At 63.3% G+C, this 25047-nt stretch carries 13 protein-coding genes; 4 read left to right on the forward strand and 9 right to left on the reverse strand.

The genetic code is table 11. The features are described from left to right. Window positions 1–4: 4 nt before the first annotated feature. Window positions 5–2242 carry a TonB-dependent siderophore receptor gene (locus tag CQW49_RS13595; RefSeq protein WP_003615243.1) on the reverse strand — a complete coding sequence of 746 codons (2238 nt, stop codon included), beginning with the start codon at window positions 2240–2242 and terminating at the stop codon, window positions 5–7. A gap of 77 nt (window positions 2243–2319) precedes the next feature. Beyond that, window positions 2320–2733 (reverse strand): hypothetical protein, encoded by a 414-nt coding sequence (locus tag CQW49_RS13600; RefSeq protein ID WP_003615241.1) that lies wholly within the window; start codon window positions 2731–2733, stop codon window positions 2320–2322. Window positions 2734–2979: 246 nt separating this feature from the next. Between CQW49_RS13600 and CQW49_RS13605 the strand changes: the two genes are divergently transcribed. Together CQW49_RS13605 and CQW49_RS13610 are read left to right on the forward strand one after the other, a co-directional pair. Then, on the forward strand, window positions 2980–3672 hold the full coding sequence (locus CQW49_RS13605; protein ID WP_003615238.1) for a response regulator transcription factor: 693 nt from the start codon (window positions 2980–2982) through the stop codon (window positions 3670–3672). Next, on the forward strand, window positions 3669–5045 hold the full coding sequence (locus CQW49_RS13610; protein WP_003615237.1) for a sensor histidine kinase: 1377 nt from the start codon (window positions 3669–3671) through the stop codon (window positions 5043–5045). Before CQW49_RS13605 ends, CQW49_RS13610 begins: the two co-directional genes overlap by 4 nt. Window positions 5046–5264: 219 nt before the next feature. Here CQW49_RS13610 and CQW49_RS13615 read toward each other — a convergent pair whose 3' ends face one another. The 7 genes from CQW49_RS13615 to CQW49_RS13650 form a co-directional block, all read right to left on the reverse strand. After that, window positions 5265–6500, reverse strand: coding sequence for a TCR/Tet family MFS transporter (locus CQW49_RS13615; protein WP_003615235.1), 1236 nt, complete (start codon window positions 6498–6500; stop codon window positions 5265–5267). Between the two features lie 319 nt (window positions 6501–6819). Beyond that, window positions 6820–17643, reverse strand: coding sequence for a non-ribosomal peptide synthetase (locus tag CQW49_RS13625; RefSeq protein ID WP_081735699.1), 10824 nt, complete (start codon window positions 17641–17643; stop codon window positions 6820–6822). 414 nt (window positions 17644–18057) lie between these two features. Next, the gene (locus CQW49_RS13630) at window positions 18058–19425 is read right to left on the reverse strand and encodes a sensor histidine kinase (protein ID WP_003613620.1); all 1368 of its coding nucleotides are present in this window, start codon (window positions 19423–19425) and stop codon (window positions 18058–18060) included. A gap of 44 nt (window positions 19426–19469) precedes the next feature. Continuing rightward, window positions 19470–20141 (reverse strand): response regulator transcription factor, encoded by a 672-nt coding sequence (locus CQW49_RS13635; protein ID WP_003613619.1) that lies wholly within the window; start codon window positions 20139–20141, stop codon window positions 19470–19472. Between the two features lie 224 nt (window positions 20142–20365). After that, complete coding sequence (locus CQW49_RS13640) at window positions 20366–21535, reverse strand: CobW family GTP-binding protein (protein ID WP_003613618.1); 1170 nt, start codon at window positions 21533–21535, stop codon at window positions 20366–20368. Further along, window positions 21532–22881, reverse strand: a complete 1350-nt coding sequence (locus tag CQW49_RS13645; RefSeq protein WP_024749698.1) for a D-alanyl-D-alanine carboxypeptidase family protein — start codon at window positions 22879–22881, stop codon at window positions 21532–21534. Before CQW49_RS13645 ends, CQW49_RS13640 begins: the two co-directional genes overlap by 4 nt. 263 nt (window positions 22882–23144) lie before the next feature. After that, window positions 23145–23519: a hypothetical protein gene (locus CQW49_RS13650; RefSeq protein ID WP_003613616.1), complete on the reverse strand. Its 375-nt coding sequence runs from the start codon at window positions 23517–23519 to the stop codon at window positions 23145–23147. A gap of 100 nt (window positions 23520–23619) precedes the next feature. On the opposite strand from CQW49_RS13650, the gene CQW49_RS13655 reads away from it, so the two are divergent. Beyond that, a complete protein-coding gene (locus CQW49_RS13655) occupies window positions 23620–24369 on the forward strand; it encodes an RHS repeat-associated core domain-containing protein (RefSeq protein WP_003613614.1) in 750 nt (249 codons plus the stop codon). A gap of 2 nt (window positions 24370–24371) precedes the next feature. Further along, window positions 24372–24611: a hypothetical protein gene (locus CQW49_RS13660; RefSeq protein ID WP_003613613.1), complete on the forward strand. Its 240-nt coding sequence runs from the start codon at window positions 24372–24374 to the stop codon at window positions 24609–24611. The last annotated feature ends 436 nt before the right edge of the window (window positions 24612–25047 follow it).

The following is a 25047-nucleotide window of genomic DNA, read 5'->3' on the forward strand; positions in this document are numbered from 1 at the left end:
CTCGTCAGAACTGGAAGTTCACCGAGCCGATGAAGGTGCGCGGCGCGCCGTAATAGGCGAACATCCAGCCGTCGCTGCGCTCGAAATATTTGGTGTCGGAGAGGTTCTTCACATTGAAGCGGAAGGTCACCTTGTGGTCCTCGATCAGCGTGCGCCAAGCCGCCATCGAGTCGAACTTCACATAGGCGGGCATCTTCCATGTATTGTCGTCGGCGCCCCAGCGCTCGTCGGAGGCATAGGCGCCGAAGCCGAGCTCCCAGCCCTCCGGCTGGTTCGGCGCTGTATCCCATTTCGCCCAGATATTGCCGACATGCGGCGCGACGCTGTTGAAGCGATGGCCGGCGAAACCGTTGTTGTTGTCGTCGACGATCTTGGCGACGTCGAAGGTGTAGCTGCCGATGACGCTCAGATTTTCGGTGACCTTGCCGGCGATGTCGAGCTCGACGCCGCGGCTGTTGACGACGCCGACCGGCAGGCTGAGGCCCGGATTGAGCGGATCCGCCTTCAATATGTTCTTCTTGGTGAGGTCGAACAAAGTGACGCTCGCTGTCACATCGCCGTCGAGCCAGACGGATTTCGCGCCCGCCTCCCATTGATAGGCCTCTTCCGGCGCGTAGACTTGGCCGCTCGCCGAAGCGCCGTTGTTGGCGCCGAACGAACGCACATAGCCGCCGAACACAGAAATATTGTCGGTCAGTCTGTAGAGCACGGCGGCGCGCGGCGAGAGTTTCGGCTTGTCGGAATAAGTGTTGAGCGGATAGCCCGTGCAGCTCGGAAAGCAGCTTTCCCAGTCGCCGCCATAGACGCTCGCCACGGCCGCGGAGGCCTTATCCCAGCGGCCGCCGAGCAGGATTTGCAGGCGATCGTCGAACAATGAGATCTGATCCTGCGCATAGACGCCGAAATCCTGCCGGCGAGTGCGCCACAGAACATTGCTGCGCGCGGAATCGGCGAGCTGGTGCAGGATGCCGGTGAGATTGCCATAAACCGGCGAATAGATGTTGAGCGGCGCCGTCGGCAGGGTGAAGCCGTAATCCCCGACCCAATCGTCCTGATATTTATACCAGTCGAGGCCGACCAGGGTCTTGTGGCGGAGCGGGCCGGTGATGATCTCGCCGGTCAGATCGAGATTGGTCGAGAGCATGCTGCGCTTCAGCGGATTATGAACGAAGGTCCGCGTGATGTCGCCGGTGGAGCCGTCCCACCCGCCCCAATTGGCGAGGCCGGTCTGGTTTTCCTCGTGGTCCACATAATGGAAGCGATTGCGCAGCTTCCAATCCTCGTCGAATTTATATGTCCAGTCGTAGCCATAGAGCGTGCGATGGACGACATAGGGGAAATTGCCCCAGAGCGCCGGATCGCTGACCGAGAAGTGGCGCGGCAGATTGATCGGATAATTGACGATCCCGGGGACGATATTGACGGGGATCGTGCCGGATCCGTCCGGCGTCGTCTGCTTCTTCTGATAATGCTCGAACTGCGCGTTGAACTCGAATTGCTCCGTCGGGCGGAAGGTGAGGAACAGCGCCGCCGCGCCATTGTCGCGATGATCGAAATCGGTGAAGGAGTCGGAACGGTCATAGGCGCCCATCAATCGGAACAGCGCCGTCTTCTCTTTGTCCACGGCGCCGGTGATGTCGACGGTGGTGCGGGCGAGCCCCCAATTGCCGACTTGCTGGTTGAGCTCCGCCTTGAATTCTTCTTGTGGACGCTTCGTGACCACATTGACGAAGCCGCCGGGCTCGATGCGCCCATAGAGGACCGAGCCGGGGCCTTTGACGATCTCGACGCGCTCGGTGAAGGCGATCTCCTCGCCGCCGATGAGTCCTTCGAGCTTCAGCCCATTGCGCCAGGTCATGCCATACCCGCTGGTGAAGCCGCGGATCAGATATTGATCGTAGAAGGTCCCGGTCGACGCCTGCACGCCGGAGACGTTCTTGACCGCCTCCATCGTGTCGAGGACTTGCTTGTCGACGATCACCTCGCGCGGGACAATCTGCACGGCGACAGGCGTGTTCAAGAGCGGCGTGTTGGTCTTGGTGGCGCCGAAGGCGGTGGTGCGGCGATAGCCGGTTTCCGTGTCCGCGGGCGAGCCGCTGAGGCTCTGCTTGCCGCTGGACGGGGCGCCGGAGCCGGCGACGTCGATGGCGGGCAGAGCCTCCTGCGCCGAGGCATGAGCGGAACAAAGCGAGATCATCAGCGCGCAGGCGGAGGCGCCTCGCGGCAGGTCGAAGGGTCGCATGAATATCTCCTGAGGCGGCGTCTGCCGCAGCGTTCGGGACGAGAAGCGGGCCGCTCGAGGCGGCGATCGTTTCGATGTCAGTCGAACGCGGGAGGAGCTTGTGCGGTCCAGGAACTGCCCCAGCCGCTGGTCGCTTCGATCGCGACAGGAACTGCGCGCGCCGGGTCGATGGCGCGCCCATGCGCGATGCAGGTGAAGGTGACGGACACCCCGCCATTCGGGACCAAAGCCTGCCCGGCGCAGGGCGAGCCGAGGCAGAAGCGGCAGGCGTCGGAATGATCCCCGCCCCCGTGGAGCGGAAGCTTGTCGAGGCTCGCGACACGGCAGCCCGCGAGCGCCTCGCCGACATGCGCGCCGGGGTCGGCGAAGACGCGGGCTGCGGCGGTGGAGAGCAGCGACGGCAGCAGAGCCAGAATCGCGACGAGGGCGAGGACGAGCGAGGCCCGCCACACGCCGGAGCGTCGGAAATGGGAGCTGCGCGCGATCGTCATGAGTGTTCCGTGACCTCAACGCCATCGTCGAACGCCCGCACGCCTCATGTGGAAGGCCTGTGCCGACAAAGAGGACGCTACGTGGCGAAAGTCGTGAAAACCTCATAAGCAATCAAAAAAGCCCACAGAAGCTCCGTATGTTGCAGAATAGCCACAGGTCGAGCCGGGGCTGGCCAAGGGCCCGGGCTTCGTGAGAAGAGCGCGCGCCCGGCCGAGTCCGGGGGAACGGAGCAGGGAGCGGCGCCCATGCGCATTTTGCTGGTCGAGGATCATGCGCCTCTGGCGAAGGAGGTGGCGTCGAAGATCGAGCGCGCCGGCTATGGCGTCGACACGGTCGGCGCGATCGAGGGCGCGATGCTGGCGCTCGACGACTGCGTCTATTCGGTCGCCCTGCTCGATCGGCGCCTGCCGGACGGCGACGCCATCTCGATCATTCCGCGCATTCGCGAGAAGCAGCCGCAGATTCGCATCATGATGCTGACGGCGCTCGACGCCGTCGACGAGCGCATCGACGCGCTGGAGGCCGGCGCCGACGATTATCTGACCAAGCCGTTCAACCTCGACGAATTGATCGCGCGCATCCGCGTGCAGCTGCGCGGTCGCGGGCAGACCGCCTTGCGCCCGGTGAGGATCGGGGGGTTGTCCTTCGATCTCGATCAGCGCGTCGTCACGGTGCGCGGCGAGGATGTGGTGCTGGCGCGCCAGGAGCTGCTGTTGCTCGAGGCGCTGGTGCGCAGCGCCAATCGCATCGTCTCGCGCGAGACGCTCTATGCGCATCTCTACGGGCGCGGCATGGAGGTGCAGGAACATGCGTTGACCTCGCTGGTCTCGCGGCTGCGCGCCCGTCTCGCCGAGCTAGACGCCGGCGTGGAAATCCGTTCGGCGCGCGCGCTCGGCTATCGCATCAAGGAGGCGCGCAGCGCCGAGGACGACGTGTGACGACCGCGCCGTCCCTCGTTCGTCGCACCGTCGGCTATTTGGTTCTTTCGCAGCTCCTCGCCTATCTCATCGGCTGGGGCGTTCCGATCCTGCTCGGATTGCTCGACATTGGCCAATACGCGATCTCCTACGACGAGCTGGCCAGCGCGCGCGCGGAAATGCTGATCCAATCATCTCTGGTGCGCGGTTCCGACGACATCGTCAGGATCGACCCGGCGCCGGGGCTCGCCGAGGAGGCGCGCCGAAACCCTCGCTTCAAATACGCCGTGTTCGATTTCGTCACTGGAGCGCCGATTCCGGGCTCGTCTCCAGAGCTCGTCGCGACGCTCGCGAAGATCATCGACATCAGCTCCGAGCATGCGCATTTCGTTCTACCGGGCGATCCGCGCTCGCCGGCGCTCGGCTTCATGGCGACGAGCTGGACGCGCTACGGCAAGATGCATATCGCGCATTATTGCCTGCAGGTGCGCCCGATCGACGCGCTGCTGCAGTCGATCGCCAATTTCGAATGGTATTGGAGTTATGTCGGCGCCGCTATGGCGACATCGGTCCTGGCCGCCTTCATCGCCGTGAGGCGCGGCTTGCAGCCGCTGCGCGCCACGATGGAAGAGGCCGCGCGAATCGACATGAACTCGCTCGACCAGCGCCTCGCGACCAATAATGTTCCGATCGAGATCACGCCGCTCGTCGACGCCGTCAACGAGGCGCTCAGCCGGCTCGCGGCGGGCGTCGCGCGGCAGCGGCGCTTCACCGCCAACGCCGCGCATGAATTGCGCACGCCGCTCGCCATCATGCGCGCGCGGCTCGAGAATGCGCGCGAGACCGCGCTCAACAACGAGCTGCTCGTCGACGCCAGCCAATTGCGCTCCATCGTCGAGCAGATGCTGATGGCGGCGCGGATCGCCGAAGGCCAGGTTTCGCTGGACGAGGACGTCGATCTTTGCGCGACGACGCGCGAGGTGGTCACCAATATGCTGCCGCTCGCCATGGACGTCGACCGCTTCATAGATTTCGAGGAAAGCGGCGCGCCCGTCATCGTGCGCGGCAACCGGCGCGCCATCGAATCGATCGTCGCCAATCTCATCGACAATGCGTTGCGCGCCGAGCCCGCCGGCGGAACCGTCATCGCACGCGTTCTCGCGGACGCAGGCATAGAGGTGATCGATCACGGCGCCGGCGTCGCCGAGAGCGATCGCGAGCTGATCTTCGAGCCGTTCTGGCGCAAGAGCGAGGCGACGCCCGGCACCGGGCTCGGCTTGTCCATCGCGAGAGAGCTGATGGAGGCGCATCACGGCCGTATCCTCGTGGAGACGACGCCGGGCGGCGGAGCGACGTTCAAAATTTGGTTTCCGGTCGCGTTGTCGGCGCGCTGAGGCTATTTCGCGTTCGCTTTTCGTGCGCCGATGCGTCACGAGTAGCCGCAACGATTGGGCGGCGTCTTATGAGGAGCGAAGCGACGTAACAACAAAGGGGCCGCCCTGCGGCTCTGGATTGCTTCGCTCCGCTCGCAATGACGGCCCGACTTCCGTCGGCTCACGCAGAGACAGCTGCTCACATCGTGGTGACGCAGTCGAATGAATGCTATTCCCACCTCACGCCTTTGCGCCTTCCGGGGAGCGGCCGCGCAGGGCCCGCTGCGCGATGACGAGGCTCGCGCCGAGCAGGAGCGCCGCGATCAGATAGCCGGCTCCCGAAAAGGCGTCCGCTGCGATGGATGCCGCCAGAATCTGGGAGAAGAACAGCGGGCCGACCATGCCGGAGACGCCGCGCAGGCTCGCCAGCGCGCCCTGCAGCCGGCCCTGTTCCGAGGCGCCGGCGACCCGTGTCGCGATTCCCTGGAAGGAGGGATTGGCCATGGCCCAGAGCGCGATCAGCGGCGGCGCCGCCATGAAGATCCCGCCGGTGGGCGCGAGGCCGTAGACCGCGAAGCCGGCCGCGCCGAAGCCGAGCGCGGCGACCAGAGTCGCGCTCTCGCCGAAACGCTTCACCGCCGGCCGCACCAGGCCGCCGGACACGATCGTCTGAGACACGCCGACAATGGCCAGCGCCCATCCCGTCGTCGCCGCATCCCAATGATAGCGATATTGCGTGTAGAGCACGAACAGGCTCGGCAGCGATTCATGGGCGAGAAAGGAGAGGAAGATCGCCACGGCGAGCAGAGCGAGAGCGCGATCCCGGCGCAGGAAATCGAGCGAGCCGATCACATTGGCGCTGCGCCACAGCACGGTGGCGGTGCGGCTTTCCGGCGCGAGCGATTCCGGCAGGATGAAATAGCCATAGGCGGCGTTGAGCAGGCTGAGGCCGGCCGCGACCCAGAAGGGATAGCGCAGATCATGCGCTCCGAGCAGGCCGCCGATCGCCGGACCCAGAATGAAGCCGACGCCGAAGGCGGCGCCGATGAGGCCGAAGCGGCCGGCGCGCTGCTCCGCCGGCGTGACGTCGGCGATATAGGCGGTCGCCGTCGACAGGCTCGCCGCGGTGACGCCCGAGATCAGCCGGCCGGCGAACAGGAAAGGCAGCGACGGGGCGAGCGCCATGAAGATATAGTCGAGCCCCATCCCGAGATTGGAGAGCAGCACCACCGGCCGCCGGCCGAAACGATCGGACAGCGCGCCGAGGACGGGCTGAAACAGGAATTGCATGAACGCCCAGGCGAAGCTGAAGACGCCGGCGATCGAGGCGGCGCGCTGCAGGTCGCCGCCCTCGAACTCGACGATGAGCTTTGGAAGCACCGGCACCATGACGCCGAGGGCGAGCATGTCGAGCGCGACTGTGACGAGGACGAAGGCGAAGGCCGCCTTGCCCGGACGCTTGAACAAAGATGACATGGGGGCGCGTTGATCCTGAAGCTCTCGTGGCTTCGCCAATAGCGCAAATCGACGCCCTTGTGCAAGAAAACGAGACAGAAGACGGGCCTGGCGGGCCGCGGCGGCCGCTCTTTCGCCGCCCTCGCGCGCGGCTCCACGCCTTGGACCATGCTCTCGATATCGACCGACCTCCAAGACTCCGCGCGACCACAAGCAGCCGCGAGAGCCGTTTCCGATCGGAGCGGACAAGGCTTTCGCGTCCTTTTTTGGTGAATCACGGCGGCTGTGCAGCAGTGATCGCTGATGTCCCGTGGACGCCGGCCGGCCCCCGCGCATGAGGTCATCGGCTCCGCGCCGATTTTCGCTCGGCGCCTTCGAGCCAAACAGCAGTCAATACGTCCTTGATCTGCTCATGCACGATCGGATCGACGACAATGCTGTCATGATCTCCGTCGACGATCTGGAACGTCAGACCACCCCGCGTGACGCGAGACCAATCGGATCTCGGCGCGGCGTTCGCGGTGAGCGATTGACGCGCGGCCCAATAGTGAATGGGCGCGTGGATTTTTTTTATGTGATGCTCGCGAACCATCCGGATCGCGTTCTTGCTGTCCGCATGTAGGAAATCGATCAGCTCATTCGACACGCCCTGCCAAAAGCCACGGTCCTGGCCCCAGATCGCAGCATATCGGACCTGCTCCTCGGCCGTTAGTCGAGCCGAAATGTCCTGCAAATGCTTACGATCGTCATCTGTTAAGAGATCGTTCGGATTCTTGCCTTCCAGCAACGCGAGCTCTCGAAAGCTTTCCAACGCGATCGATGGGCGGTCGGAAGGATCGACATCGGCGCCGATGCTCTCGACGTCGAGCATCGAATCGATAATCCCTATGAAAGCGACATCTTCGCCGATCGCCTCCAGCTTTTCCGCCATCGCGGCAGCCGTCACGCCCGCGCTGCTCCAGCCCAACAGAAAATAGGGACCATGAGGCTGATGCTCGCGGATCTGACCGATGTAGCATTCCGCCATTTCCTCGACCGACGCGTCGATGTGTCGATCATCGAAGATCCGGCGCGATTGAACGCCATAAACCGGCGCTGCTCCCTGGAGCGAATCTGCGAATGCAGAATAGCGAATGGGCGATCCTCCTGCAGGGTGAATGCAATAGATCGGTGGATTTTCTCCGCCCCTGCACAGCGGAACGATAAGAGATCGATCGTCCTCTCGAGAGCCGGAGATCATTTCAGCGAGCCGCCTCGCCGTCGGGGCCTGAAATATCGCCATGGTCGGCAAGTCTCCACGGATCTCGCGCCGAATCCTATCGATCAGCTTTATGGCGGTCAGCGAATGTCCGCCGAGCTCGAAAAAGTTGTCGTCGATTCCGATCGACCGCCGACAAAGAATATCCTTGAACTCCTTCAGGAGCAGCCATTCCGTCGCTGTGCGCGGCAGGACATAGGCGCGCGCGGCCTGCGCGTCGAGATCGGGCTCGGGCAAGGCCTTGCGGTCGATCTTGCCATTTTGCGTCAGCGGCAAGCTATCGAGGAAAACGAAAGCCGAAGGGATCATATAGTCGGGCAGATCCTTCGCCAGCGAGGCGCGCAGCTGCGCGACATTCGCTTCCGCCCCATCCTCGCAGACGACATAAGCGATGATGCGCTTGTCGCCCGGCTCGTCTTCCCGCGCCAGCGCTGCCGCTTCTCGCACTGTCTCCAGACGCCCCAGCGCCGCCTCGATCTCGCCGAGCTCGATGCGAAACCCGCGGATCTTCACCTGATGATCGGCGCGGCCGAGATATTGGATGTTCCCGTCCCGATGATAGCGCGCCAGATCGCCCGTCCGATAGAGGCGCTCTCCGGGAGCCCCGAACGGGCTTGGAACAAATCTCTCCGCCGTGAGGTCGGGGCGGTTCAGATAGCCGCGCGCGAGGCCGGCCCCGCCAATGTAGAGCTCGCCCGACATGCCAATCGGCAAAAGATGTAGATTTGAGCCCCGAATATAGACTTGCAGATCCCTGAGAGGACGCCCGACGCCCTCTGTTTCATCAGGGCGAATCAATTGCCGTGTCACATGCACAGTGGTTTCGGTGATGCCGTACATGTTGCAGAGTCGAGGCCGCGTGTGGCCGTGCCGTTCGAACCACCCCTTCAACCTCTCGACTTCGAGGGCTTCGCCGCCAAAAATGACCAGCTTCAGCGACGACAACCCGGCGAGGTGAATCGAATCGACAGAGTCGAGATTGTAGAAGTTGGATGGCGTTTGATTGAGAACCGTGACGGATTGCGCGCGTAAAAGCTCGTAGAACGCCTCGGGAGATCGCGAAACCCAATAGGGTACGATAATAAGTCTTCCGCCATAGAGGAGCGCGCCCCATATCTCCCAGACAGAAAAGTCGAACGCAAACGAGTGGAACAGCGTCCAGACATCATCGCAGGAAAAATCAAACGCCTCTTCGGCGGCTGCAAAGAGCCGGCGAACATTTTGGTGCGTGACCCCGACGCCCTTCGGCTTGCCTGTCGATCCCGAGGTGTAGATGACATAGGCGAGGTTTTGGGGATGCGCGAGATTCTCGGGATTGTGCTCGCGGCTTTCGGCGATGGACGGCCAGTCGGCGTCGAGGCTCAGCGTCTCGACATCGTCCGGCAGACGCTGGCGCAGCCGCTCTTGCGTGAGGATCGCCAGCGGCCGCGCGTCGGCGAGCATATAGGCGAGGCGCTCGAGCGGATAATCGGGGTCGAGCGGCAGATAGGCGCCGCCGGCCTTCATTATGCCGAGCAGCCCGACGATCATCTCGAGCGAGCGCTCGACGCAGAGGCCGACCAGCGTCTCGGGGCCTACTCCGAGACGACGCAGATGATGCGCCAGCCGATTGGCTCTGGCGTTCAATTGGGCATAGGTCAGGCTTTGCTCCTCGAACGCCACCGCGACAGCGTCGGGCGTCTCGCTCGCCTGCGCCTCGAACAGCTGATGAATGCAGCGGTCCTGCGGATAGGCGGCGGCTGTGTCGTTCCAGTCGACGAGAAGCCGATGGCGCTCCGCTTCGCTCAGCACATCGATGGTCAGAACCGGCGTCCCGGGCGCCGTTTCGAGAGCCGTGACGAGGCCTTCGAGCGCGGTCTGTAAGTAACCGCAGATGATCTTCGGATCGAGCGGATGTCGCGTCTGCGCTTCCAGACGGAAACCATTTCCGAAGTCGTCGATCGAGAGCGTCAAGGGATAGTTGGTGCGTTCCTGCGCGTGGAGTTCGGTCACGCCTTCGAAGGCCGCCGCCGATTCGGTCTCCGGCGCGCTGTGGCGATAGTTCAGCAAGGCCGAGAACAAGGGGATCGTCGCTGCGATGCCGCTGCAACGTTGCGCCAGCGCCAGGGGAGCATGTTCGTGCCGCAGCAGCCGCGTCAGACGATCATGCACGAGGCGCGCGCTGTCCGCGACGCTCTGCTGTCCGACCCGCACGCGGATCGGCAGCGTGTTGATGAACAAGCCGATAGCGCGGTCCGCGCCGACGCCGCCATGCATGCGGCCGAACAGCACCGTGCCGAACACCACGTCGATGCGTCCCGACACGCGCGCGAGCGCTTGCGCAAACGCCAGATGCCACAGGCTCGCGACGCTCAGCCCGAGCGAACGCGCCGCCGCGCGCGTGCGCCGCGCCAGCGCCGCATCGACATCGAGCCGCGCTTCCTCGACGTTAGAGCCGTCGCCTTGCACATCCGATAGGCCGAAGGGCGCCGTCGGCTCCGTCACGTCGCCGAGCATTTCCGTGAAAAACGCTTCATGCTCCGCCCGGCTCACGCCGAGACGCGCTTGCGCGACAAAATTGCGATAGGGGATTGGCGAAGGCCAGGCGTCGCATCGCCCGGAAAGCCGGACCGCCGCTTCCTCCAGCAAGACTTCCAGAGTCGAATGATCAAAAATGAGGTGATGCGCCAACAGCATCAGCGTCCAGCGGTCGCTTTGCGGGTCGAAGGCCCAGAACAGCCGGATCATCGGCGCCTGCCGGACGTCGAGCCGGAACCGACGCGGATCAAAGCGCTCGAGCAGCTGTCGAGCGCTATCGCCCGCCGGATCGAGCGGGACTTCCTCCGCAATCAGCGAAGCCTCGCGCAGCACCACCTGAACCGGCTCCGCCAAGCCTTCCCACATCACCGCCGTGCGCAGAATGTCGTGCCGGGCGATCGCGGATTGCAGCGCCCGACAGAACCCTTCGAGCCGCGTCTTCGTGTCGAACGCGAGAAGGACCGGGAGTATATAAGGATCGCCTTTTTGCGCCATGAGGTGATGGAAGAGAATGCCTTCCTGCAGCGGCGCCAATGGATAAATGTCCTGCACATTCGTTGCGCCGCCCGGAACCGCGGCCACGACCCTGTCGATCTCCGCCTGCGTCAGTCGCGCCAGCGGCAGCATCTCGGGCGTGATCGCGTCGCAGCCCGGCGGAATGAGATTGGGCGGAACGACGATCGCGTTTTCATGTCCGACCACAGCGGCCAGACTCGCCGGAGTCGGATGAGAAAACAGCGACCGCACATCGGTTCGCAAATCACTGCGACGCATCGTCTCGATCAGCGTCATCGCCAGAAGAGAATGGCCGCCGAGCTCGAAGAAATTATCGTCGACGCCGACGCGCTCGACGCCGAGCGCTTCGGTCCAGATCAGACAGAGCGTTTCCTCGACCGGCGTTCGCGGCGCGACATAGGCGCGCGCGGCGCTGGCCGCCGCGTCGGGGGCGGGCAAGGCCTTGCGGTCGATCTTGCCATTTTGCGTCAGCGGCAAGCTGTCGAGGAAAACGAAAGCCGAGGGGATCATATAGTCGGGCAGATCCTTCGCCAGCGAGGCGCGCAGCTGCGCGACATTCGCTTCCGCCCCATCCTCGCAGACGACATAAGCGACGATGCGCTTATCGCCCGACTCGTCCTCCCGCGCCAGCGCTGCCGCTTCGCGCACTGTCTCCAGACGCCCCAGCGCCGCCTCGATCTCGCCGAGCTCGATGCGAAACCCGCGGATCTTCACCTGATGATCGGCGCGGCCGAGATATTGGATGTTCCCATCCCGACGATAGCGCGCGAGATCGCCCGTCCGATAGAGACGTTCCCCGGGAGCCCCGAACGGGCTTGGAACAAATCTTTCCGCCGTGAGGTCGGGGCGGTTCAGATAGCCTCGCGCCAGGCCGACCCCGCCAATGTAGAGCTCGCCCGAAACCCCTATCGGAACCGGCTGGAGAGCCTTGTCGAGAAGATAGATTTTCGTGTTCGCGATCGGGCGGCCGATCGGAACCCTGTCGATGCCGCCGTCATCGACGCAGCAATAGGCCGTGACGTCGATAGAGGCTTCGGTTGGGCCATAGAGGTTGTGAAGCTCACAGGACGCCATATTTTCACGATACGCCATCTCATGGAACTTCGAGACGGCGCTATCGGAAAGCTCTTCGCCGCTGCAGATCACTCGGCGAAGCGAGCGCATCCGCTTCCCTTCGACAGCGTTCAAGAACGCCGTCAACATGGTCGGCACGAAATGCAGGGTCGTGACCGCGCGGCTTTCGATGAGCTTCGCCAAGCGGCCCGGCTCACGATGATCGCCCGGCGCGGCGAGGACGAGACGGGCGCCGGTCAGAAGAGGCCAGAAAAACTCCCATACCGATACGTCGAAGCTGAATGGCGTCTTCTGTAGCACGACGTCGTCATCGGTCAGGCGATAATGCTTCTGCATCCAGTCGATGCGATTGACGAGACCGTCATGCGCGACCCCGACGCCTTTTGGCTTGCCTGTCGATCCGGAGGTGTAGATGACATAGGCGAGGTTTTGGGGGTGCGCGAGATTCTCGGGATTGTCCTCGCGGCTTTCGGCGATGGACGGCCAGTCGGCCTCTACATCCAGGCTCAGCGTCGCGGCGTCCTTCGGCAGGCGCTGGCGCAGACGCTCTTGCGTCAGGATCAAGAGCGGCCGCGCGTCGGCGAGCATGAAAGCAAGCCGATCTGCCGGATAATCGGGGTCGAGCGGCAGATAGGCGCCGCCGGCCTTCATTATGCCGAGCAGCCCGACGATCATCTCGAGCGAGCGCTCGACGCAGAGGCCGACCAGCGTCTCGGGGCCTACTCCGAGACGACGCAGATGATGCGCCAGCCGATTGGCTCTGGCGTTCAATTGGGCATAGGTCAGGCTTTGCTCCTCGAACGCCACCGCGACAGCGTCGGGCGTCTCGCTCGCCTGCGCCTCGAACAGCTGATGAATGCAGCGGTCCTGCGGATAGGCGGCGGCTGTGTCGTTCCAGTCGACGAGAAGCCGATGGCGCTCCGCTTCGCTCAGCACATCGATGGTCAGAACCGGCGTCCCGGGCGCCGTTTCGAGAGCCGTGACGAGGCCTTCGAGCGCGGTCTGTAAGTAACCGCAGATGATCTTCGGATCGAGCGGATGTCGCGTCTGCGCTTCCAGACGGAAACCATTTCCGAAGTCGTCGATCGAGAGCGTCAAGGGATAGTTGGTGCGTTCCTGCGCGTGGAGTTCGGTCACGCCTTCGAAGGCCGCCGCCGATTCGGTCTCCGGCGCGCTGTGGCGATAGTTCAGCAAGGCCGAGAACAAGGGGATCGTCGCTGCGATGCCGCTGCAACGTTGCGCCAGCGCCAGGGGAGCATGTTCGTGCCGCAGCAGCCGCGTCAGACGATCATGCACGAGGCGCGCGCTATCCGCGACGCTCTGCCGTCCGACCCGCACGCGGATCGGCAGCGTGTTGATGAACAAGCCGATGGCGCGGTCCGCGCCGACGCCGCCATGCATGCGGCCGAACAGCACCGTGCCGAACACCACGTCGATGCGTCCCGACACGCGCGCGAGCGCTTGCGCAAACGCCAGATGCCACAGGCTCGCGACGCTCAGCCCGAGCGAACGCGCCGCCGCGCGCGTGCGCCGCGCCAGCGCCGCATCGACATCGAGCCGCGCTTCCTCGACGTTAGAGCCGTCGCCTTGCACATCCGATAGGCCGAAGGGCGCCGTCGGCTCCGTCACGTCGCCGAGCATTTCCGTGAAAAACGCCTCATGTTCCGCTGGGCTCACGCCAAGACGCGCTTGCGCGACAAAATTGCGATAGGGCGGCGACCTCGGTCGATCGCCGATGCCGGACAATTGTGCGAGAATCTCTTCGCCGAGAAGTCGGAGAGACGTTGCGTCATCGATCAAGTGATGGATAAAAAACGCCGCAATGCAGCGGTCGCTTTGCGGGTCGAAGGCCCAGAACAGCCGGATCATCGGCGCCTGCCGGACGTCGAGCCGGAACCGCCGCGGATCGAAGCGCTCGAGCAGCTGTCGAGCGCTATCGCCCGCCGGATCGAGCGGGACTTCCTCCGCAATCAGCAAAGCCTCGCGCAGCACCACCTGAACCGGCTCCGCCAAGCCTTCCCACATCACCGCCGTGCGCAGAATATCGTGCCGGGCGATCGCGGATTGCAGCGCCCGGCAGAATCCTTCGAGCCGCGTCTTCGTGTCGAACGCGAGCAGGACGAGGAGCACGTAGGGGTCGCCTTTTTGCGCCATGAGGTGATGGAAGAGAATGCCCTCCTGCAGCGGCGCCAGTGGATAAATGTCCTGCACATTCGTCGCGCCGCCCGGAACCGCGGCCACGACCCTGTCGATCTCCGCCTGCGTCAGTCGCGCCAGCGGCAGCATCTCGGGCGTGATCGCGTCGCAGCCCGGGGGAATGAGATTGGGCGGAACGACGATCGCGCTCTCATGTCCGATGACAGCGGCCAGACTCGCCGGAGTCGGATGAGAAAACAGCGACCGCACATCGGTTTGCAAATCACTGCGACGCATCGTCTCGATCAGCGTCATCGCCAGCAGCGAATGGCCGCCGAGCTCGAAGAAATTATCGTCGACGCCGACGCGCTCGACGCCGAGCGCTTCGGCCCAGATCAGACAGAGCGTTTCCTCGACCGGCGTTCGCGGCGCGACATAGGCGCGCGCGGCCTGCGCGTCGAGATCGGGCTCGGGCAAGGCCTTGCGGTCGATCTTGCCATTTTGCGTCAGCGGCAAGCTATCGAGGAAAACGAAAGCCGAGGGGATCATATAGTCGGGCAGATCGCTCGCGAGCGAGGCGCGCAGCTGCGCGACATTCGCTTCCGCCCCATCCTCGCAGACGACATAAGCGACGATGCGCTTATCGCCCGGCGCGTCTTCCCGCGCCAGCGCTGCCGCTTCGCGCACTGTCTCCAGACGCCCCAGCGCCGCCTCGATCTCGCCGAGCTCGATCCGGAAGCCCCGGATTTTCACCTGATGATCGGCGCGGCCGAGATACTCGATGTTTCCGTCCGCCCTATAACGCGCCAGATCGCCGGTGCGATAAAGACGCTCCCCAGGCTCTCCGAACGGATTGGGGACGAATCTTTCCGCCGTGAGATCCGCTCGGCCCAGATAACCTCGCGCGAGCCCCGCCCCGCCGATGTAGAGCTCTCCGGAAACCCCGATGGGCAGAAGACTCGAGCTCCGGTCGAGTATGAGCGCTTGGAGATCGTCGAGAGGACGCCCGACTCCGCCTGCGCTGTCGCGCTGCAGCGGCCCTAATGTGACATGCACCGTGGTTTCCGTGATGCCATACATGTTGACGAGTTGAGGCTGTTTATCGCCATGTCGGCTGAACCACTCCTTCAGCCGCCCGGTTTCCAGAGCTTCCCCACCGAAAATAACGAGCCTCAACGAGGATAGAGGGCTATCCGATCCGATTGGATCGGATAGCCCTCTAGAATTCTTTCGTTTGAGCGAATTCTGATCGATCGAACGATTCCGTTCGATCGGAAAGCGCTCTAATTCGCTTCCTTTGCGGGCCGCATCGACAATCGATAGTTGATAGAAGCTCGAAGGCGTCTGATTCAGAACCGTGACGGACTGTGAGCACAATAGGTCATAAAATGCTTCCGGCGATCGTGTCACCCAGTAAGACGGGATGATCAGCCTTCCGCCATAGAGGAGCGCGCCCCATATCTCCCAGACAGAAAAGTCGAACGCAAACGAGTGGAACAGCGTCCAGACATCATCGCAGGAAAAATCAAACGCCTCTTCGGCGGCTGCAAAGAGCCGGCGAACATTTTGGTGCGTGACCCCGACGCCCTTCGGCTTGCCTGTCGATCCCGAGGTGTAGATGACATAGGCGAGGTTTTGGGGATGCGCGAGATTGTCGGGATTGTCCGCGCGGCTTTCGGCGATGGACGGCCAGTCGGCGTCGAGGCTCAGCGTCTCGACATCGTCCGGCAGACGCTGGCGCAGCCGCTCTTGCGTGAGGATCGCCAGCGGCCGCGCGTCGGCGAGCATATAGGCGAGGCGCTCGAGCGGATAATCGGGATCGAGCGGCAGATAGGCGCCGCCGGCCTTCATTATGCCGAGCGGCCCGACGATCATCTCGAGCGAGCGCTCGACGCAGAGGCCGACCAGCGTCTCGGGGCCCACTCCGAGACGACGCAGATGATGCGCCAGCCGATTGGCTCTGGCGTTCAATTGGGCATAGGTCAGGCTTTGCTCCTCGAACGCCACCGCGACAGCGTCGGGCGTCTCGCTCGCCTGCGCCTCGAACAGCTGATGAATGCAGCGGTCCTGCGGATAGGCGGCGGCTGTGTCGTTCCAGTCGACAAGAAGCCGATGGCGCTCCGTCTCGTCCAAAAGAGAGAGCTCTGATATCCGCGAGTCGCTTTTGCTCGAGGCGCTCTCCAGAAGATTCTGAAAGTGCCGCGCCATCCGTTCGACAGTTGCGTCCTCGAACAAACCCATATCGTATTCGAACCAGCCTCTCAGCCCCTTTTCGTTTTCGGCAATGTGCAAGACGAGATCGAAGACGGCGTTTCGTCTGACGCCCTGTACTATTTCAACATCGAATCCCGGTATTTTGGGGTCTTCAAAACCGATATTGTGAAATACGAACGCCACTCGGAAAAGCGGATTGATCCCGAATGTGCGAATTTGTGGGCCCAGCGCCTCGACGAGCCGCTCGAAGGGTAGATCTTGATGTGTCTGCGCCTCCAGAGCAAGGGTTTGCACCTGCTCGAGCAATGCGGAGAATCGCTGATCGCCGCTCAATTTTGCGCGCAATACGAGCGTGTTGACGAAGAATCCCTGGATATCTTCCACTTCTCGCAGGTTGCGGTTGGCGATCGGCGCCCCGACGCAGATGTCGGTCTGGTGTGTGTAGCGGAACAGAAATACGTAGAACGCAGACATGAATATGACAAAACGCGTATAACTACTCTGCTCGCTCAACCGAGTTAATTGGCGTTTGACCTTTTCAGCGATCTCGAAATGGACCTCGCCACCGGTCTTCTGCAATCCGGCGTCGCCATCGCGTCGCGTTGGGAGATCGATCGAGGGAGAGCCGCCAGCGAGCTTTTCACGCCAATAGGCTAAATGTCTCTCGAGCGTATCTCCGTCGAGCCATTTGCGTTGAGCAACGGCAAAATCGACATATTGGAGCTCGGGTTCTGGCAGGGGAGACGGTCTTCCGCTCGCGAACGCAGGATAAATGGTCGCGAGCTCGTTGAAGAATAGGGCCGACGACCAGTCGTCGGTCACGATATGATGGAAAACAATGATCAGGACATGATCCGCGGTCGCGTCCACAGACGGGAGTATCAGCAGCTGAACGCGAATGACAGGGCCGTTCGCGAGATCGAATGGCTGTCGAGCTTGCGCGAATGCGCGTTGACGAACGATATCGAAGCAATTCGTCGTCGGCTGAGAGCGTAGATCCTCGATATGCATCGGAATATAGGGGTTATCGGAAATATATTGGACGGGCGTATTCTTATCCATCCGATATGTGGTGCGTAATATCTCATGCCGTCTGACAATTTCAATCAGGCTGCGGTGGAGCGCTTCAATATCGAGATCGCCTTTCAGGCGGATGGCGGCAGGGATGTTGTAATCGCTTCCGCCCGGATCGAGTTGATGGACGAACCACAAACGCTGCTGGGCGAAGGATAAAGGGTGGCGCCGATCTCGCGCGACCCGCTCGATATTCCGAGAAATTCGATTCTGTGGCGAAAGGATGCTGAATATTTCTTCCCTGTGCCGCGCGATCGCAGCGCGTAGATCTTCACTCAACGCGCCCCGTGGAGCCTCGCAGCGGAGTTGTGCTTCTTCCACATATAGGTGGATGTTCCGGCTTTTCAGCTCGCGCAGGAGTTCGGAGAGTCTCATAGGTCCAAGACCTCATATGCGGGTGAATCGGAATAGAGTCCGCTGCGGTCGGCGAGCTTTCTCGATGTCGTTTCGGGACGCGGCCCGAAGCGCTTCCCGATCGAATGGAGGCATTCGATCGATCAGAATTCGGTCGATAAAAAAAGCCGGAGCGGCGGATGAGCGGAGTCGCCGGCGCGCGGCGTGCGCGCTCTTTCCGCCATGGCGTGACCTTTCGTAGGTTTCGTGTCGGCTGATGCGAAATTGGTTCTGTTCAACGTGAGACGAGCCGTCGACGAAATTCGCGCCAGGAAAAATTGAAAGCCTTCATCCGTCCGCTGTCGCCTCGTCCGGCGCGAGACCTCCGGCAATCACCGATCGCGCTCTAGCGATTTTTAATTGCAGCGAATTCTGGTTCGATCGAACGAGAGCGCTCTAACGCTCGCTGGCTGGCGGCGCATCGTCTCTTCTCGCGTTCTTGAATGACAGCTTGAATGTGGCGCCGCCGCTTGGAGTTTCCTCGACCCAGATGCGGCCTCCGTGCTTCTCCACGAGCTCCCTCGCGATGGCGAGACCGAGGCCCGCGCCCGTTTCGCTCTTATGCCAAAATGGCTCGAAGATCATTTCGCGATCGCTTTCCGCGACGCCCTCTCCGTGGTCGATCACCGCGATCTCCGGACCCTCCTCGACGCGAACGAGAATGGTTCCTCCTTCCGGCTCGGCCCGCATCGCGTTGTCGATGAGATTCGTGATGATGCATTCGAGCGCATAGGCGTTTCCGCGCAGGCTCGGGACCGTACCGACGACCTCCACCTCGACATGTCGCCCACATCGGATCACGACGGGCATATGAGCGGCCACGACATTGCGAACGGCTTCTACGAGATCGATCTTTTCATGGAACGGGGCTTGGTTTTCGTTCAATCTCGCGGCGATGAGCATCTGCTCGACGATGGCCTGCAGCTGACATGTGTCTCGCTCGAGATCGCTCTTGAAGGTCGGCTCGTCCGGACTTTGCAGCCGCGCTCGCAAGATGGCTATCGGCGTTCGCAATTCATGAGCGGCGTTCGCGGTGTAGCGCCGCATTCGCGCAGCGCTCGCATCGAGACGGGCCAATGCGCGGTTGATCGCGTCGATGAGCGGCCTGATCTCGACCGGGACGCCGGCGGTTCTTATGCCGGCGCCGAGCGAGTCGATATCGATGCGTTCCGCTTCGAGGACCGCGCGATGTATCGGCGCGAGGCCGCTGTGAACGACGATCCAGCCGACGATCGCCGAGGAGAGGAAGGAGGTCACGAAGAAAATGGCGGTCCAGGTGATATCCTCCACGAAAAGCACATAGAGGTCATGCGCCCACTCGAACTTCGCGTCGCTGACGGCGATATACATTTGTCCGAGCGGCGTTCGCCTGATGTCGAAGCGACCGCGTGTTTCGACGCCGGCCGGCGAGTCGATCGCGAAATGCGTGATATGCGATCTGAGCGCCCGTTCGCCTCCGAACTCGGTGATGAGGGCTGCGGCGAGCTTTTCGCTCGAGCCCGGCAATGCGCCGCCGGCCCATGTCTGGAACACGGCGAACTGCAAGTCGGGCTCACGCTCTATGCGCTCGCGAAGCGCGGGGGTCGGCTCGATGGCGAACCAGCCGTCCGGCGTTCGCACGAGCGAGTCGATCACCTGGCGACTGGCGCTCGTATAGCCGAGATCCGCCACCGCGACTCGAGGATAGCCTTCGACGCCCGAGACATGCAGCCAGAGATGCGTGACCCAGGCGAAGGGGCCGACGAAGAGCGGCGCCAGCAACATGAATGCGACCAGGCGAAGTCGTAACGACGGAGAGCGAGCCAACGCTATTTCGCCGCGAGCAGATAGCCTACGCCGCGCGCCGTATGAATGCCGACGCCGGCGTCGAGCTGCTCGAGCCGGGCGCGCAGGCGAGCCACCAGCAGTGTCAGCGCATGGGGCTGAATATCATCGTCGACGCCCCAGATGCTCGCTATCAGCGCCTCATGGCGCACGACGACTCCCGCGCGCTGCACCAGCGCCTCCAGCAGAGCCAGCTCGCGTTTATGGAGCAGAACAGGCCGATCACGCACCGCCGCGGTGCGCGATCCACAATCGAAGCTGAGCGCCCCGACCGTCACCATGGGCTGGGGCTCGCTGGCGGAGCGACGCAGGCAAGCGCGGATGCGCGCCATCATCTCCTCGAGGTCGAACGGCTTGACGAGATAATCGTCGGCGCCCGAATCCAGTCCCTCGATCTTGTCGCCCACCGCGTCCATGGCGGTGAGCAGCAGGACGCGGGTGTCGTTGCGTCGGCGCTTTATCTCCTTGATGATCGACATGCCGTCGCCATCCGGCAGCTTGCGATCGAGGAGGGTCGCGGAATAGTCGCGATCCGAAAGCGCCTTCAAGGCGTCACGAATTGTTCCGACGTGATCCACGGTGTAGCCCGATCTCGCCAGATGTCGCGTCACCAGATGCGCGAAGCTGTTCCGATCCTCGACCAACAGAATATGCATGGGAGCCGCTTCCGCATGTTCACTGCAACCAGCTCCGAGCTGTGAATGTGGCCTCCGACGCTCGAGCCGGAGCAATTATTGTCTTCCTCCTGATGGAAGGCAAGGGATTGTCATCCCGGTCGCCGCAGGGTGAGCTCGCCCCGAACGGTCGGTTTCGGTTGGCGAAGGGCGACGAAGCCGGCTCCAGAGTCCTTTCGGAAGATTCCGTTCGATCGGAAAGCGCTCTATCCCAGCAGCCCGGCCTTTTTCGGCGTGAGCGGATTGTCGGCGAGCGCCGCCGCGTCGGGGGCGCCGAGCGCCGGAACGCCGGCCACGGCGTGATAGAGGCCCGAAACGAAGCTCTCGTCGAGATCCTTGACGATGAAGACGAGACGCGTGCGGCGGTCGCCGTCCGGCCAGGACGCGAGGCGATGCGGCGGATGGAACATGTGCTGCACGCCATGGATGACGACGGGCCGCTCGGGATCGTCGGTGAGGCCGACGACGCCCTTGACGCGCAGGAGGTTGGGCCCATGCGCCTGCCGCAAGATCTCGACGAACATATCGAAAGCCTGCGGCGACAAGGGCGTCTCGCTCGCGACGCAGAAGGCGCGAATGTGATCGTCGTGGCGATTTGCATCGCCATGGGCCGCGTGATCGTGATGATGATGGCCGTGATCGTGATGGTGATGATGGTCGTGCGCATGGGCGGCCGCGACCGCCTCGTCGTTGAGCCAGCGCGCGACCTGCGGAATCTTGCCTGAGGGATCATAGAGCCCGCAGTCGAGCAAAGCGGCGACGGTCGCCTCCCCGCGCGCGGCGACGAGCCGGCGCGCGGCCGGATTGAGCCGCGCCAGACGCTCGTCGAGCGCGGCGAGGCGCGCCGCGCCCTCGGGCGTGTCGGTCTTGGCGATGACGAGACGGTCGGCGACCGCGGCCTGCTTCACCGCCTCCTCATGCGCGTCCAGCGTCGCCTCGCCATTGACCGCATCGATGAGCGTCACCACCCCGTCCAGCCGATAGCGCAGCAAGAGATAAGGATGGGACATGATGGTGTGGAGGATGGGCGCCGGATCGGCGAGGCCAGTCGTCTCCAGCACCACGCGGCGGAACGGGCGGATGCGGCCATTGTCGAGCCGGCGCAGCGCATCCTCGAGCGCGGCGACGAGATCGCCGCGGATCGTGCAGCACACGCAGCCCGAGCTCATCATCATCATGTCGCCGTCGACATTCTCGACGAGCAGATGATCGACGCCGATCTCGCCGAACTCGTTGATGAGCACCAGCGTGTCGGCGAGCTCCGGCGCGGCGAGCAGGCGGTTGAGCAGCGTCGTCTTGCCGGCGCCGAGGAAGCCGGTGAGAATAGTGAGCGGAATCGGCGGCGGCGGCCGGCGGCGGTCTGCGGAATCGGTCATCTATCGATTTTCTTCGGCTCATTGTCGCCGATCGAGCGCTTCTCGCCCTTGGCGGTTTTGGCGGGCCCATGCGGCTTCGCAGCGGAGGTTTTGGCGGCGTGCGACTCTGCGGCGTGCGACTTGGCCGTCGGGGCCTTGGCGTGGGCGACGGCCTTGTGTGCGACGGGGCGGCGCAGCGACAGCGCATCCGGCGCCGGCCGGCCGATCGGCGAGGCGCGCAGCGCCGGCTTCTCGGGCGCGAAGGCGGTGATGGTGGTGGGCGAGCCGACCGGCGAGCCCGGATCGCGCGGGCCCGCTACAGGGCCGTCATAGCCTGGCTCGCGGCCGAGACGCACCGGCGTCGGCTCGACATGGGCCCGCGGCAATTGCGCGATGGCCTTCACATCGACAGCCTCGGTCTCGCCGTTCTCATGCGGAATGGCGATGGTCATCTCCTCGACCTCGGCCATATATTCGGCGCTGGCCTTGCCACGATGATGACAGACGCTGTCGCGCATGTCCGGCGCCGGCGCGACGCCGGAGCTCGGCAGCGCCGCGAGAGCGCCGGCGGGCGAGCCGCTGGTGAAGGCCTTGTCCAAGAGCGAGGCGGCCTTGGCGGTGCGCGCCGCCCCGGAGGGCGCGCCGAGCACGACGGCGATCAGCTTCTGCCCGCCATGCGTGGCGCTGGCGACGAGATTATAGCCGGCGGGGCAGGTGAAGCCGGTCTTCATGCCGTCGGCGCCCGGATAGCGGCCGAGCAGCCCGTTATGGGTCGGATGAATCTGGCTGCCGAACTTCATCGCCCCGATATTGTAGAAGCCTGCCGACTCCGGAAACTCGACCAGCAGCGCGCGGCCGAGCAGAGCGAGATCGCGCGCCGAGGTGACCTGCCGATCGTCCGGCAGGCCATTGGGATTGACCCAATAGGATTCGCGCATGCCGAGCCGCGCCGAGGCGCGGTTCATCTCGTCGGCGAAGGCCTCGACCGAGCCGGAAACCCCTTCCGCTATGGTGACGGCGACGTCATTGGCCGATTTCACCATCAGCATGACCAGCGCATTGCGCAAAGTCACCTCCGAGCCCGGCGGAAAGCCCATCTTGGAGGGCGCCATCGACGTCGCGCGCGGCGAGACGACGAGCGGCGTGTCATAAGAGAGACGCCCCGACCGCACGGCGTCGAGCGCGACATAGACGGTCATCAGCTTGGTGAGCGAGGCGGGATACCAGGACTGCGTCGGCTGCTCCTGCTCGAGGATCTGCCCGGAGGCGACGTCGATCACCACCGACGGCGCCGCCTGCGCCGCAGCGGCGGCGCCGCTGGCGAAAAGGGCGTAGACGAAACGGCGGATCTGTCTCGTGCGCATCATGTTCCTCTGCCCGGCCGAGGGTGGGCGCCCGGCCGGCCGCGGTGCGGATCGGACCATAATCCCGATCACCGAATGGTCCAAATAGGGACGAAATGTGGCGCGACTCGTGGCGCGGAAGCTGGAGAGGGGGGCGATTTGCGAGTTATCGACAAGGGTTAGTACGCCCGAGCGCGCAAATTGTCGCGATCGGGCGGGCGCGAGCGCTCTGCGGAAAGCGTTCTAGCGTTCTTTTGTTTGAGCGAATTCTCATCGATCGAACGATTCTAATGGAAACGAAAGCTCTGCTCGAAGGAGCGGCACTGTCTCTCGACGGATTCGGGCGGCGGCGGCAGCTTCAGCGCGGTGATGACGCCGGCGGCGACCAGCGCCTGAGCGTTGTTCTCGAATTTGGAGAAGTCGACCTTGGTGATGCGCCCGGCGTAATCGACGACGAAGCGCATGATGACGGTCCCGGGCCCGAGGGCCAGACGCGGGGTGCGCTCGCGCAGCTGACGAATGACGATCTGCCGCCATTGTTTCTCCTCCGGATCGACGCCGCATTGCACGGGCTTCTCCGGCCCGCCGAAGCCGAACAGGGATTGCGCGAGAACGGTGTGGGGGAGGGCGATCAGGACCGCTGAAAAAATTGCCGCTTTCATGATGTGTGGCTCGAATGGCTGGTTGCGAAGAGGACGGGCGCGATGCGGCGATGCTAGCCGAAGCGGGCGCGGCGTGTCGAGAGCTCGGCGGTGAGGAGGAGTGGCCCGCGAGGCGAGCGGCGCGCCGCATGAGATCGTCAATGCGGCGAACGCCCGCGTGTGGTTCTGGGACCACGACCCGTTCGGCAATGGCACGCCGACGGCGGCCGCGGGTTTCTCGCACGACCTGCGCTTCCCGGGCCAGATCTACGATTCCGAGACGCGCCTGCACAATAACGGGTTCCGCGACTATTCCCCGACCCACGGCCGCTATGTCGAGAGCGACCCCATCGGGCTGGCGGGCGGGATCAACACATATGCGTATGCCGGCAACAATCCAGTCAATGCGATCGATCCGTTGGGGTTGGACCCAGAGAGCAAGGACGATGCGGAAGCGTTGCCGAAGATAGATATAGCCGGGCAGCCGCCGACGCCGAAGCCCAAAGTCTCTGGAACGGCCTCACCGCCATGGCTGCAGTGCTTTGCTGCTTGTGTCAGCGACCACTATGATCTCGGAGGTATCGCCACACGCGCTGGTCTCCTCGCAGGCTCAGCGCCCATCCCGAAGTCGATGCTCGGTTTGCCGGTTGTGGGAAAAGCCAGTCCCAATACCAACCCGATCAGCTATCTTGGATTCTTATTGGGCGAATCCGAGCCTCGACTTCCCTATCGTGTCCTCGGCACCACCCGCGTGTTCGGTATCATGGGTCGAGCCGTGCCGTTTGTTGGGGTGGGATTCGCCGCTTATGACGTTATCTCAATCGGTATTTGTACCGCTGGATGTGGCGGCTTTGCGGGCGAAGGGAGGTAAACATGAAACAAAACCTTGAGGACGAAGTTTTCGCCGTCCTGAGAACGCTGACGCCGCGCGGTACAACCATTGAGCGATCGCACCGGATTCTTGACGATCTCAAGCTACTCTCTGACGATGCGACCGCAATGGCGTTGGACCTCGAACGGAAGCTCAAAGTCCGGGTGCCGAGTGCGGAATGGGCAACGGTCGTCACCGTGGGCGACGTCGTCGATCTTCTGCAACGACATTTGAGAGAGTAGCCGGTTCCCTCGTCCCCGTGTGCTGCTCCCGGATTCGATTACAGTGACAGGATACGAATTACATAACTCTCGGTGCATGCGGGCGCGCATTGCTCGCATCACTGTTTCAGTACTGCCGCATCATGTCACCCAACGTGGCAACCGGCGGAAGCCGCCGTTCGTCGAGCGCGGGGACAGAGCCGGGAATTACGGGGAATTACGGTGGAATTACGGTGACAGGATACGAATTGCGCAGTTTTCCAGCAATTCTAAATGAATTACGGTGACATGATATGAATTGCTAAATTATTCGGGGAGCGCGACAAGAGTCCGTGGCTCGTCTTTCCTGCATCGCCATTCCGGGTCTGCCGCATCACGTGACGCAGCGCGGCGCCCGGCGGCAGGCGTTGCTCACGCAGGCGGGCGACTATGCGCTCTACCGCCCGACCTCATGGCC

Origin of the sequence: Methylosinus trichosporium OB3b (genome assembly GCF_002752655.1) — a bacterium.
GTDB classification, from domain to species: domain Bacteria; phylum Pseudomonadota; class Alphaproteobacteria; order Rhizobiales; family Beijerinckiaceae; genus Methylosinus; species Methylosinus trichosporium.